The sequence below is a fragment of the Vibrio sp. Isolate22 genome, from assembly GCF_022398115.1.
Classification (GTDB): domain Bacteria; phylum Pseudomonadota; class Gammaproteobacteria; order Enterobacterales; family Vibrionaceae; genus Vibrio.
The window spans coordinates 1-12442 of record NZ_JAKEUW010000100.1 but is presented as its reverse complement, the minus strand read 5'-3'; the positions used below and the strand labels follow the sequence as shown (position 1 = coordinate 12442).

Below are 12442 nucleotides of genomic sequence, written 5' to 3'. Positions count from 1 at the left end.
CTATGTTGTAATTTATTTATTATTTCAGGTTTCAGTTCTTCACAGTTAAAGCTGCAAAAAAGGTGGAGCCCTTCTGCGTCTTTATCGAAGAGTAAATTTTCTAGACTATTTATGTTTTCGAGATGCATCAGAGTCGGGTAATTTGATTCATTCATACGGTAGGCCTTATAAATGTTGATTAACAATAGTCTAGATAGTGAATCGCTAGTTTGAAAAGGCAGTAATGTAAGTGGAAAACTCCTTCTGTGTACAACTAGTTGATTTTGGAGGGTAATCAAATTATTCACTTTTTTGTGGGTGAAAATGTATCAATTGAACGTAACGGCACTTAATGAGAGCTCAAACTCTGACATAAGAACGGCTCCCAATTGGGAGTTATTCTTCGTTATGTAACAAAGAGAAAATGAAATGAATGTGGCGATTTTTTCTTAAAAAAAAACACCACAATGATTAGTTGTGATGGTGACGAGATGAAGAAAAGAGTTTGGGTTACTCTTTCTTCTAAGCGAAAAATCGCCATTGGTTAATGATGTAAAAGGAAGTTCATTATTAGTATAGCTTGCTTTTGGTATTTCTTTATGCGTTCCATAAAGATGCGTACAACGGCCTTAGAAAGGCTGCATTTATTCATTACGGAGTCACGCAATTGAATATAATAGGAATAATTAACATTGATTTTTGAGAGGCTTAATAGCCGTTTTCTCTTAGGGTAGTGTCAAGAATGACTGGATCAGAACTACATTTTTCTATCCGTTACCTGAAGAGAATATATAAGCTAGTCCTGAGATTGCGTTTAAGGTGATATTTCCCTCTCGAGGTGGTACGTCACCAACGTGAGGAATGGTTTGTTCTTTTGAGAGTGATGTACAAACCACACTTTTACAAATGTGACCTAAAGTTTCACTTTCAGACACTTTTGGAGAAGTTAATTCCGTTGGTACCAATGGCGTTATTACAACTTCAGTGTTGTTATTCGATGCAACTGAAAAAGAAAAAAATGAAAGTAACAGTATCAACTTTTTCATCATTACCTCTCTTTATATCAAATAAAAAGCATTTCACATTTGTGACTCTGGAAATAAAACTAATAAGAAAGGTTACATTGGCAATGACCTCCAAACCAATAAATCGTTCTTGTTCGACAACAGTTTTGAGTTAGCTTCGTGCAGTGAAGCTCTGATTACATTGTAATACAAAGCGATCATTTACCATAACGGCACTTAATCTGCACCTCGATTTAGAAACAAAAAAGTCTCCCATTGGGGAGGCTTTTTTGTAGGGGAAAGTCATGACCGGTTAAAAGGATCATTGAGATCAATCGCTTTTGGGATTAATCTCTTTCCCTAGATGTGAAAAAACCACCCTGCAAGGTGGTTTATTTCGGAATACTTACACGAATTGAGACCTCGTTAAGTCCTTTCATGATAGCCATATCACGTAAGCACTTCAAGTACTCCTGCACTCTGTTTGGATTCAAGATGTTTTGGACAGAGCGACGCGCATCAGCCACCGATCAAGGGATATTCCATAGGTGGCATGGTAAAGGCACTAATCAGAACTAAGCAAATGCTCGATAAATCCGCCCCTTGTAGCTGCTAGAGGGGATAAGCGGGAAAGGAATAAATGATTAGTGTTGTGAGACCGGAATGGGGGCGTAAAGCCTAACTCACAGCGCAGGGCAGCCCGAAAGGGTAAGAGACAAATCCCAATCTGAAAGCGACCATAGAGATACCCAAATCACTCATAAAATTGAGTCGAAATGGGTAGGGGTCGGCGCAGCCGAAAGGGCTGATTCTTGCGCCCCGTGTGTATTCCTGCTTCTCTCGTCGATACCGCTAGGCGCAGTGTGTGAGTAAGCGAAGCGTCCGAACACCGAGCAAGCGGAAAGCCACTTAATGCCAATCTTTGGCACTGTCCCCGTATATCTATTTCCATTCTTATTTAGCTCGCTTTTTATGCTATTCTAATCGCGCGCTTTTGTTTTAAGCCAGTATACACAGAGTGCACTCGCTACGCTCGTTTCTCTGTGAGCTGGAAAGGGCCGCTAACGCCCCCTTTACCCCAGTTAACCACTTCGAGAAGTGACCTCGTTCCGAGCTAACTTCCCTTAGAGGCTAGGAGAATTTTTCGTGGATAAACGAGAGAAGATAATCAAAATCAGAGCAACCGATGATGAGTACTCAGCATTAATGGAGCGAAGTCCAAAACCTCGACTTGCTGAATGGATGCGTGAATATTGCTTAGGGGCAAAAGTCCCCCGAGCGAATCAAGTTCCTAATGTCGCTCCGGCCTTGTTAAGGCAGCTTTCTGGAATGGGCAATAACTTAAACCAAATTGCCCGTGCTATTCACAGTCAAGATTGGAAGCCGGTTGATCGCGTTCAAATCATTGCTGCGTTATCGAGTCTTCAGCGTGAACTGAATCTAATGAGGATGGAGAACGCGAAAGATGATAGTTAAATTTCATGCTAGGGGCGCAGGTAGAGGATCGGGACCCGTTGATTATTTACTAGGAAAAGACCGCGCTCGTGACGGTGCCACTTTAGACCGTGGTGATCCTGATGCGATTCAAGATTTGATTGATTCCAGTCCTTACGCGAAGAAGTACACCTCTGGCGTTTTGTCATTTGAAGAGTCCGACCTTGATCGGACGACCAAAGATAAAATCATGTCGAGTTTCGAGAAAGCATTGTTACCTGGTCTCGATGCGGATCAATATTCTTGTCTTTGGGTTGAACATCGAGACAAGGGACGCTTGGAGCTGAATTTTGTTGTGCCTAATGTTGAACTGTTATCAGGCAAAAGGTTACAGCCCTATTTTGAAAAAGCTGATAAGCCTCGAATCAACGCATGGAAGATTGCAACGAATGCCATTTTAAAACTCCATGACCCTGATGATCCTATCAATAAACGAGAGCTCACCACGCCTCGAAATTTGCCTAAGCCAAAGCATGAAGCTGCGAGAGCTATCACTGATGGATTGTTGTCTATGGCTGGCAATGGAGAGTTGAGAAATAGACAAGATTTGGTAACCGCCCTCGAGGGTGTTGGTTTTTCTGTTGTTAGACAAACCAAAAAAAGCATTTCCATATCCGACCCAGAAGGCGGTCGAAACATTCGATTGAAAGGGCTGATTTATGAGCAAGATTTTAAGTTTGGCGCAGGACTTCGAGAAGAAATCGAAACAGCAAGCGCACGATACAGAGCAACGTCTCAAGAGCGAATTCGAGAGGCACGAGACGTTTATAGAACAGGCGTTGAGATCAAGCGAGCAGAAAATCAAAGGCGACATTCGCGCCCAGAACCAGCGTATGAGCGCATTAGTTTTGAAAAGTTGGCTTTGGATAGTGCTGAGCGTAGTGCTTGTTTTGATCGCTTGTTCGAGCGTGATTTGGTGGCAGGGAATAATCATCGCCCAGAACCAAATAGAGATCAGCAATCAGCAATCGGCACTGAAAGTACTGGAATCCAAAGGCGGGAAAATTCACCTGAACTTGTGCGGAGAACGGATCTGCATAGCAGCAGCCGAGGACAGTGGCAATTGGACGAGAAACAGCGACGACAGACCGATGTTCATACCAGAGGGGTACTAGAAAATGACCGAGTTAGAAACCCAATTATTGAACGCATTCGAGCAATTGCAGACTCAACACGAGAAACAACACAACGACTTTGTAACGTCTTACAACGGGTTAGTACAAATGTTCGAGACTACCTCGAAAGAGAACAACGAACTCCGTCAGCAAGTCAGCAGCTTGAGCAGGCAAGTCGAGAGCTTGAGCGCGCATCTCCAGCAGTTGGAAAAGCGTTACAACAAGAACAATCGATAGGTCTTGATCGTGAGATAGGTGATCGCGGAATGAGTTTGTAAGAAATGGCGCGTTGGTTGTGTTTTAAGGGTGAAATCAAAGTTGCTTTTTATGCCCTGTAAATCGCTCTGAAAGCGTCACAAACTTACAGCCCCATTTGTGGGTTAGTAGGGCGTAGTAAGTGCTTATAAAGTCTGTCTGGCGCTTCTGAGGCGCTCTGATGGGCGTTTATGATAGTAAACTCGTGCATTTACCATAATAGGAATAATAAACACCATTTTTTAGATGTCTTATATCACTTTTCTATTTGCTGGGTTTGTACTAGCCTATTATGAAATTAGTTCATTATGGGGCGTAAATTGTTGGCCCAATGGAGTGAAAATGGATGATGATCTAGTAGGGCTTATCTTTGCACAGTACCTAAAATGCACCCCAGAGCAAAAACAGATTATAGATGAAGAGATTTACCAAGTGTTTCTGGATAAAACTCATGGTAATGAAGAGTCTTTTGAACAGTGGGGCTCTAAGAATGATACGGGACGTAGTTCAGAAGATGCCGCATTTGAATCTCTTAGTGAGCATTATTGCTCTGCATTAGCCTCTAAAAAATTAGACCTGATTTTAGAAAATTGCTTTGAGAAGCCTACGGATGAAGACTGTGATTGGGTAAGGAATTAAAGTAAGAACGGCTCCCAATCGGGAGCCGTCTTTCGTTACGCAGATAACCTTAGCCAGGGTGACAGAATCTTAATGGGGTTCTATGCCGGAACCGCCGTTTTTTCTGATTTGAGAAAAACAGGCGTCCGATAGACCACCGTTAAACGGACACTCTTAAGCGTGATTCAATCAGGCTTCTATCGTTGATTCTTGCGTCTCATATGATTAGTACGATTTAATTCTCATTAAAGGCACCTTATTCGTACGCAATTCTTTTTTACTTTGGAGGCGTTTTTCGTTGTTGACGTCAAACTATCCTTACCAAAATTCGGGTTGAGACATGCGAGTAGGGAATATTCTTAAAATCTCAATGCAATTATTTTTGACTCGATAAGGTATTAGGTAGGGAAACTTATTTAGGACAAGTTCTCTTGTTCCAAAGACTCGGCCAGAACGACCCATAGCAGGATTGGTTTTTAGAAGATTTGTTAAATCATAGACTTCTTGAACAAACTCACGTGATGACTGTGGGTTATGTTCGTGTAAATACTCTGCAGACTGCTCTAAATTGATTAAGGCTTTTTTAAGCCACTTAATCTGCATTTACGCCCCACTTAGAAAATGTGTCTTGTACATCGTCCTTGYTAGCAAACTGTCCTGAGTCAGCTTCATGCAGTGCATCTTTGATTTCGTTGATCTGCCAAAGCTCACGAACTAGGTAATCTTGAATTGCTTGGTTAGTAATCCATGACTTTGTTCGCCCCGTTGACTCTGCAAGTAGTGTTAGTTTTTGTTCGATATCTTCGGGGATTCTGACTGACATAGATGGCATGGTAATTCTCCTTGTATTACGTTGATTACATTGTAATACAAAGTGCTCATTTACCATAACAGGAATAATGAACACCTATTTTATCTAGAGGCTTAGAGTTTGAGAGTTACAAAAAAATCATGTGTCCTTAATTCATTTGGGGTAAATGGTTTTCGCGTTATTAAAGCTAATCGAATTAAATTGACTATGTTGTAATTTATTTATTATTTCAGGTTTCAGTTCTTCACAGTTAAAGCTGCAAAAAAGGTGGAGCCCTTCTGCGTCTTTATCGAAGAGTAAATTTTCTAGACTATTTATGTTTTCGAGATGCATCAGAGTCGGGTAATTTGATTCATTCATACGGTAGGCCTTATAAATGTTGATTAACAATAGTCTAGATAGTGAATCGCTAGTTTGAAAAGGCAGTAATGTAAGTGGAAAACTCCTTCTGTGTNCTATGTTGTAATTTATTTATTATTTCAGGTTTCAGTTCTTCACAGTTAAAGCTGCAAAAAAGGTGGAGCCCTTCTGCGTCTTTATCGAAGAGTAAATTTTCTAGACTATTTATGTTTTCGAGATGCATCAGAGTCGGGTAATTTGATTCATTCATACGGTAGGCCTTATAAATGTTGATTAACAATAGTCTAGATAGTGAATCGCTAGTTTGAAAAGGCAGTAATGTAAGTGGAAAACTCCTTCTGTGTGCAACTAGTTGATTTTGGAGGGTAATCAAATTATTCACTTTTTTGTGGGTGAAAATGTATCAATTGAACGTAACAGCACTTTGTGCGAAGTACAGTGTTTCGGTAGAACAATGATTTTTGAAAGGTCGCGATAGCGGCCTTTTTTGTGCCTGATAGCAAAAGCTCTAAAGGGGAAATTGCGAAGCAAGGTATTGCGGAGTAAGATAAACGCCAGATAAAACAAAGCCCTTAATCTCACATTCAACTTGGCGGAAGAGTAAGAGTTCAGGGCTCAGCATAAATGCTTGAGGCAATTTTAACACATGAACAGACAAACACAATCCACACATAACCGCCATAAGCGCAGTTATGTGTGAAAGCTGAACAATCAAACGCACTTCAACTCGATCTAATCGAGACTCTTCCTCATAAGCCGTATTGCACCGATGAACTCGGTGTCACTCACATACGCCCCAAAAACACAGCGATTAAGAAGAAGTATCTGCAAGTGAACCAACCGAAGTTGGTCACTTATCTGATCTTTGATATTGACCGTCAAGGCGGTGTATTGGCATGGTACGACAGCGATCTACCAACGCCATACTGGACTTCAAAGAACCCAGAGAACGCACACGCACACATTGCGTATCGCTTGAAAGTGCCTTTCTGTACGTCTGACATCGCACATAGCGAACCGATTCGCTACGCTGCTGCGATTGAGTCAGCAATGATAGAACGTCTAAAAGCAGATCGTGGTTTTGCAGGGCTACTCACTAAAAACCCACTGCACCCACATTGGCAAAATGAATTTTGGACTGATCACGAATACACGCTAGATGAACTGGCGGACTATCTCGATTTAAAAGGTCATCCTTTACTTGGTAGCGAAGTCTCAGGTCTTGGTCGTAATTGTGAGTTGTTTGATTCAGTTCGTCAGTGGAGCTACAAGGCGATTAGAGAGTTTTGGGCACCCAACTATAAGCGTGACTGGAACTCGGCTGTCTACGATCACGTAGAAGCCCTTAACGCTCAATTTAAAGTGCCTCTTCCTGTCTCTGAGGTTAAAGCGATAGCGAAGTCTATCGCTAACTGGACGTATCGAGAGTTTACGCCTGAGAAGTTCCGTCAAAGCCAAGCTAAGAAAGGGGCGAAAGGCGGAAAAGCTTCAAAAGGCGGTGGTAGACCTATTAGTGAATCTAGTGAAAACCAACAAGAACCTTGGTCAAAGCTTGGAATTAGCCGAAGAACTTATTACAACTGGAAACAGTCAGGAAAGATTTAAAAGTTGCACTAAAACAAGCCTTATCAGATAACAGCCCTTTTAGGGTCGTTATCTGATCAATGGCCTCTATGTTTTTTTGCTAATCTTGCTAGAGCGTTATACGTAATTTTGGTTCCATCCGTGAACTTCCAGTCTATCTCATCTAAGAACTCTGCCATTATTTTCTTCTCTGCGCTCAGCCGATCTCTTTGACCTAACTTACTCTGTGTCTGTTGGTTTTGTCGACGGTGTGCGTGATTGGCTATTCTTATTTGATTTTGTAACGCCACTTCCTTGTTCTCTGTTTGTTGCTTGATAGCGTAGATCTCGTTTTCTTTTTTGTTGAGTTGTTTCGCTTCTTTGGCGTGTTTGTTTACGACATCCTGCTCAACTTGAGCTTGGTATTCTCGCTTTATGTTTTCGAGCTCTTTCGTTTTTTTAGCTAATTCTTGCTTAGCTTCGAGTAACGATTCATCTGAGAATGTGCGAATGCCGTTGTAAATTAAACCTAAAATGAACGCTGTAATGAGGCTAAACAAGAATATGTAAACCCATGATTGCCATTGAATCCAAAGGGTCTCGGAACCTATAGCTAGGAGTACTGGATCTTCTTTTATTGTGGTATCGACAAGCCAAATGTGGTCGCCTGGTGCTAAAAAGCTGAGATAGGGCGCGGCAAAGAGTATGAGCAAGCCAATCACGATTATGGTCAACAATCCCCAAATCATCGTAAATACACCTCGGTAATATCAGGACGAAAATGCCCAAGTTCTTGAGATATGATGGTCATGACATCGAGTCGTTCAAAGTGATTCGCGAGTTGTTCGTATCGGTCTTGTGCGTAGCTGTGACGTAGGCCGTGTGCTCCGTTAGAGTAGCCAAGAGCTCGAGAACTTGCCTTGCTGAATGCATCAGAGAATTTATGGCCACCGGCTAGGTTGTAGTGCGATTCGTAATTCACGCCACGATCAACAATATGTTGGGGGCTGTCGAGTTTACGTCCTTCTAAACGTTCAACCAAATGGTTGGGAATTTGCACTTCACGAATTAAACCGCCTTTACCTTCTACGGTATAGGTTTGGGTGTCATTGGGGAGGTGAGAGAATTTATCTTGATGCACATCTCTTGGACTTGGGGACACTTCACCTGAAGGGCGCAAAGAGTGTAGCTCGTGAGCGCGTAGGCCAGCTGCATAACAAAGTTCTGTTGAGAGTGCGTGGTGCTCGGTTTGGTGTTGAGTGATCGCGTTAACTTGCTGTGGTGTATAGGACCGAGATTGTTCAATCGTTTCACGTTTAGATGACACGATATCGAGTTTGGTCTTTTCTGAAAGTTGGTGTGTCACATGTTCCATCATGGCTTGGAGCGCTTGACGATCCATGTCGATTGTCTTTTGTGAACATTCGTGAGAGCGCAATTCTAAATAGGTGTTGGCTTTGTCTGGTGTTATGTCTCTAAGAGAACCAATCTTGAACTCTTTTAGATAATCGCAGCAAGTTTTGAGTGCTTGCTGATAATTCCTAGCCGTTCCCACAGATTCGATGATATTGCCTTTGCCCTGCATTTCTTTAATAACAGACGCGGCTTGTTTCTCTGATTGAGCAAAGTGTCCTCTAGCCATTACGTGTCACTCCAATGGAATGGAGATAGCGGAGAATGGTACTGCGAGCTGCATATTGTTTGTGCTGAGTTTGGAGGTGCAGAGCAATCAGTTCTAAGGACGCACCACTCGTATACATCTTTGCGATCTCATTACGGAAAGGTTCGAGTTTTGAAGTGCGTTTTTTGTAGTTTTTTCCTTTGCGTAAAGCGCGGGTCTGCTTGGCAGCTTCGGTCGCTGCGATGGGATCAAAGCTCATAAATTCTCGATGTTTGCGTAAGAACTAGCTAGATAATTTCGTAAAACATCTAGACGGCAGTGCCGTTCGCCACTTCGTTTTTTAACGTAAAAACGGGCTGACTGTTCACACCTAAAACCGATCACTATCCGCCAGTGAAATGCGTTGTTGAGTTATTGTTTTCGCTACTTTGAGAGGCATCGATGGTTCAACAATTTGGCCACCGCATACGATTATAACTAGGTCGTACTCCCCTGAGACAAAATCAGTTTTCAGCTCTCAGGCTAAGCGCAGATTTGATTCTCGCAGACCAAACCAAAAGGTTATCTAGGTCAGGTTCCTGCATAAGCAGCAGTGGGCTATGGTTTAAACCATAGTGACACTTTCACGATTCTTCGGCAATAACTTTTAGTTGCTTATGAATGTTGCGTTCTTTTTGTTGCGTTAATTGTAATGAAACATTTTAAATATTCGCGCTATGTGGAAATTTCAATTTCTACATAGCGCGAATAGTTTCGCGAAATTTGCGAAGTGTCCCTCTCAATTTTGCAATGCGTAGCGAGCAAACAGAGAGGGACGCTGAGTGAATTTGATGGGGGTATGGGGCATCGCCCCATGAAAGGCTGACGCGCTACGCTTGTCGCATCCGTGCACCAAGCAAAACCGCTTAGGCGGATTTTGCCTGGTACACGGATGAAAGTTTGGAAATTAAATATGGGTGTTATGGTTTAAGACGATGAGTTTGATTTTGAGGTTTTAGATGTTTGTCAGAGTTATTTTTACAGCATTATCATTTTGTGCTGTTTTCGTTGTGGTGAGTGACAACGTACCGAGTTGGGGACATGTTTTGGGATGGGGTTACATCTTGGGTATGTTGGCTCTAGGGGTAATAACATTGAAAGCCGAACAGCTCATGGCATGGTGTGATAAGCAATTAGCGAAAAAGAGAAAATAAAGAGGTATACTAGTTGTGTGAATAATTAACACATGGTGATTTTATGGCAAGAACAACAAGCGTCACAATCGGAGAATCTCTTGATTTTTTTATCGAAAGAATGATCGCAACAGGTCGTTATGGCTCTACGAGTGAAGTAATGAGAAGCGCATTACGTTTACTCGAGCAGCAAGAAAATCAGCAAAACTTGTTGCGTAAAGCTTTGGATGAGGGGGAAGCAAGTGGTGAGAGTTCGTTGTCCTTGAAAGATGTGGCTGCAATGAGAAAGGCACAATTGCATGTATAAACTCTCCCAAAAAGCAGCTGATGATTTTGGGGATATCTACGAATATACTTTCTTAAATTTTGGTGAAGAACAGGCGGACAGTTACACCGAGGAAATGGAGTCGTGTCTTCAAACGGTATCTGAAGCCCCTTTCATCGGTCGAGATTGTTCTGATCTTCGCCCTGGCATTCGCCGGCATGATCATCAACATCACGCTATTTTTTATCGAGTTCGAGAGCTTGATATTTTTGTTATCCGCATTTTGCATCAGCAGATGAATCCTATGTTGCATCTTTAAAAGTAGAACGAGCGATAAATTTAAAAAACGCCCTTTAGAGGGCGTTTTTTGTTTCAAATGAACACGCTAGATTTTGCTATGTAAATCGCTCTGAAAGCGTCACAAACTTACAAGGCGTTATGGAAGCATATCGCCTTGATCAAGTGTCCAAAATCTTCGCTAAGAGCGTTTGAGGGGTTCTGAGGCGCGTTTTTGGTAGCTAACTCGCCCGTTTAACATAATAGAAATAATGAACACCTAGATTTATCTGTCTCGGTAGATTAATTATACTTAAATCGGCATTTATCCTTGATGCAGTTTACTCTATACAGTTCTTCCCCATCTTCCCCATGCTCACGTATTAGAAAGAAAAAAACCTTAGTTCTTCCGTCTATATATGCGAGAGCTGTTTCTGCATCCTCTTTTTTCAATCCTTCTTCGTTTAAATGAACCTCTAAGGCGTCAAGAGCTATGCCTTCAGCTTTCTTATCATGCAGGGGAGTGAAACCGGCAAATGATAGAGAGGAAAAAAATAGGGAAAAAATATAAAAACAAATACGCATATTTCACTTACCCGTTAAGAATGAATAACTATCTGATTTAAATGTAGTACTAAGTAATTAAAATATGGAGTTTTTATATTCTAGTTTTCTTTGCATAATAGGAATAATAAACACCATTTTTTAGATGTCTTATATCACTTTTCTATTTGCTGGGTTTGTACTAGCCTATTATGAAATTAGTTCATTATGGGGCGTAAATTGTTGGCCCAATGGAGTGAAAATGGATGATGATCTAGTAGGGCTTATCTTTGCACAGTACCTAAAATGCACCCCAGAGCAAAAACAGATTATAGATGAAGAGATTTACCAAGTGTTTCTGGATAAAACTCATGGTAATGAAGAGCCATCAAGTACATCGGATATCTAGTTAGTAGTCTGATTTACCATAACAGGAACAATGAACACCTCAAATTCATCATATACTTCGCTTTTGAAAAATCATTAGGGTGCAAATTATGGTTGATACAAAGGGTGAAGTTCTAACTGATATTTGGAAGAGTGCTCAGGAACTACAGCAAGACATTGAGCTTGTAAAAAAGGTCTTTTGAACAGTGGGGCTCTAAGAATGATACGGGACGTAGTTCAGAAGATGCCGCATTTGAATCTCTTAGTGAGCATTATTGCTCTGCATTAGCCTCTAAAAAATTAGACCTGATTTTAGAAAATTGCTTTGAGAAGCCTACGGATGAAGACTGTGATTGGGTAAGGAATTAAAGTAAGAACGGCTCCCAATCGGGAGCCGTCTTTCGTTACGCAGATAACCTTAGCCAGGGTGACAGAATCTTAATGGTCTTTTGAACAGTGGGGCTCTAAGAATGATACGGGACGTAGTTCAGAAGATGCCGCATTTGAATCTCTTAGTGAGCATTATTGCTCTGCATTAGCCTCTAAAAAATTAGACCTGATTTTAGAAAATTGCTTTGAGAAGCCTACGGATGAAGACTGTGATTGGGTAAGGAATTAAAGTAAGAACGGCTCCCAATCGGGAGCCGTCTTTCGTTACGCAGATAACCTTAGCCAGGGTGACAGAATCTTAATGTTCTGATTGTCTATTGATGACGTTGTTAAAAAATGMCTTTTTTACTTTGGAGGCGTTTTTCGTTGTTGACGTCAAACTATCCTTACCAAAATTCGGGTTGAGACATGCGAGTAGGGAATATTCTTAAAATCTCAATGCAATTATTTTTGACTCGATAAGGTATTAGGTAGGGAAACTTATTTAGGACAAGTTCTCTTGTTCCAAAGACTCGGCCAGAACGACCCATAGCAGGATTGGTTTTTAGAAGATTTGTTAAATCATAGACTTCTTGAACAAACTCACGTG

The 12442-nt window shown here is 41.5% G+C and carries 15 protein-coding genes; 7 read left to right on the top strand and 8 right to left on the bottom strand.

Translation table 11 applies throughout. The features are described from left to right. Positions 1–746: 746 nt before the first annotated feature. The gene (locus L1D55_RS26260) at positions 747–1028 is read right to left on the bottom strand and encodes a hypothetical protein (protein WP_239919420.1); all 282 of its coding nucleotides are present in this window, start codon (positions 1026–1028) and stop codon (positions 747–749) included. 1101 nt (positions 1029–2129) lie between these two features. Between L1D55_RS26260 and L1D55_RS26255 the strand changes: the two genes are divergently transcribed. From L1D55_RS26255 to L1D55_RS26245, 3 genes are all read left to right on the top strand, one after another. Beyond that, positions 2130–2459 (top strand): MobC family plasmid mobilization relaxosome protein, encoded by a 330-nt coding sequence (locus L1D55_RS26255; protein WP_239919419.1) that lies wholly within the window; start codon positions 2130–2132, stop codon positions 2457–2459. Further along, positions 2449–3870: a relaxase/mobilization nuclease domain-containing protein gene (locus L1D55_RS26250; protein ID WP_239919418.1), complete on the top strand. Its 1422-nt coding sequence runs from the start codon at positions 2449–2451 to the stop codon at positions 3868–3870. The genes L1D55_RS26255 and L1D55_RS26250 overlap by 11 nt, the downstream gene beginning before the upstream one ends. A gap of 319 nt (positions 3871–4189) precedes the next feature. Beyond that, positions 4190–4486, top strand: coding sequence for a hypothetical protein (locus tag L1D55_RS26245; protein WP_239919417.1), 297 nt, complete (start codon positions 4190–4192; stop codon positions 4484–4486). Positions 4487–4783: 297 nt separating this feature from the next. On the opposite strand, the gene L1D55_RS26240 is transcribed toward L1D55_RS26245, so the two are convergent. Then, positions 4784–5068 (bottom strand): type II toxin-antitoxin system RelE/ParE family toxin, encoded by a 285-nt coding sequence (locus tag L1D55_RS26240; protein ID WP_239919416.1) that lies wholly within the window; start codon positions 5066–5068, stop codon positions 4784–4786. After that, the gene (locus L1D55_RS26235) at positions 5058–5297 is read right to left on the bottom strand and encodes a CopG family ribbon-helix-helix protein (RefSeq protein WP_239919415.1); all 240 of its coding nucleotides are present in this window, start codon (positions 5295–5297) and stop codon (positions 5058–5060) included. The genes L1D55_RS26240 and L1D55_RS26235 overlap by 11 nt, the downstream gene beginning before the upstream one ends. 1035 nt (positions 5298–6332) lie before the next feature. Here L1D55_RS26235 and L1D55_RS27760 point away from each other — a divergent pair. Beyond that, positions 6333–7241, top strand: coding sequence for a replication initiation protein (locus L1D55_RS27760; RefSeq protein ID WP_239919414.1), 909 nt, complete (start codon positions 6333–6335; stop codon positions 7239–7241). A 56-nt stretch (positions 7242–7297) separates the two neighbouring features. Here L1D55_RS27760 and L1D55_RS26225 read toward each other — a convergent pair whose 3' ends face one another. From L1D55_RS26225 to L1D55_RS26215, 3 genes are read right to left on the bottom strand one after another with little or no spacing between them, the layout of a single operon-like run. After that, positions 7298–7948 carry a hypothetical protein gene (locus L1D55_RS26225; RefSeq protein WP_239919413.1) on the bottom strand — a complete coding sequence of 217 codons (651 nt, stop codon included), beginning with the start codon at positions 7946–7948 and terminating at the stop codon, positions 7298–7300. After that, positions 7945–8841 carry a site-specific integrase gene (locus tag L1D55_RS26220; RefSeq protein ID WP_239919412.1) on the bottom strand — a complete coding sequence of 299 codons (897 nt, stop codon included), beginning with the start codon at positions 8839–8841 and terminating at the stop codon, positions 7945–7947. The genes L1D55_RS26225 and L1D55_RS26220 overlap by 4 nt, the downstream gene beginning before the upstream one ends. Continuing rightward, entirely contained in the window at positions 8834–9079 is a 246-nt protein-coding gene (locus L1D55_RS26215) for a hypothetical protein (RefSeq protein ID WP_016786354.1), read from the bottom strand. Before L1D55_RS26215 ends, L1D55_RS26220 begins: the two co-directional genes overlap by 8 nt. Positions 9080–10056: 977 nt before the next feature. On the opposite strand from L1D55_RS26215, the gene L1D55_RS26210 reads away from it, so the two are divergent. Both L1D55_RS26210 and L1D55_RS26205 read left to right on the top strand, forming a co-directional pair. Beyond that, positions 10057–10299: a type II toxin-antitoxin system ParD family antitoxin gene (locus L1D55_RS26210; RefSeq protein ID WP_239919411.1), complete on the top strand. Its 243-nt coding sequence runs from the start codon at positions 10057–10059 to the stop codon at positions 10297–10299. Next, positions 10292–10576, top strand: coding sequence for a type II toxin-antitoxin system RelE/ParE family toxin (locus tag L1D55_RS26205; protein WP_239919409.1), 285 nt, complete (start codon positions 10292–10294; stop codon positions 10574–10576). Before L1D55_RS26210 ends, L1D55_RS26205 begins: the two co-directional genes overlap by 8 nt. A gap of 260 nt (positions 10577–10836) precedes the next feature. Here the strand turns inward: L1D55_RS26205 and L1D55_RS26200 are convergent, their stop codons facing one another. Beyond that, positions 10837–11118: a hypothetical protein gene (locus L1D55_RS26200; RefSeq protein WP_239919408.1), complete on the bottom strand. Its 282-nt coding sequence runs from the start codon at positions 11116–11118 to the stop codon at positions 10837–10839. 220 nt (positions 11119–11338) lie between these two features. Between L1D55_RS26200 and L1D55_RS26195 the strand changes: the two genes are divergently transcribed. Then, positions 11339–11485, top strand: a complete 147-nt coding sequence (locus tag L1D55_RS26195; RefSeq protein ID WP_157939582.1) for a hypothetical protein — start codon at positions 11339–11341, stop codon at positions 11483–11485. Positions 11486–12239: 754 nt separating this feature from the next. Here the strand turns inward: L1D55_RS26195 and L1D55_RS26190 are convergent. Continuing rightward, positions 12240–12442, bottom strand: a 203-nt coding sequence (locus L1D55_RS26190; protein ID WP_239919407.1) for a type II toxin-antitoxin system RelE/ParE family toxin, incomplete at its 5' end; no start/stop codon positions are given.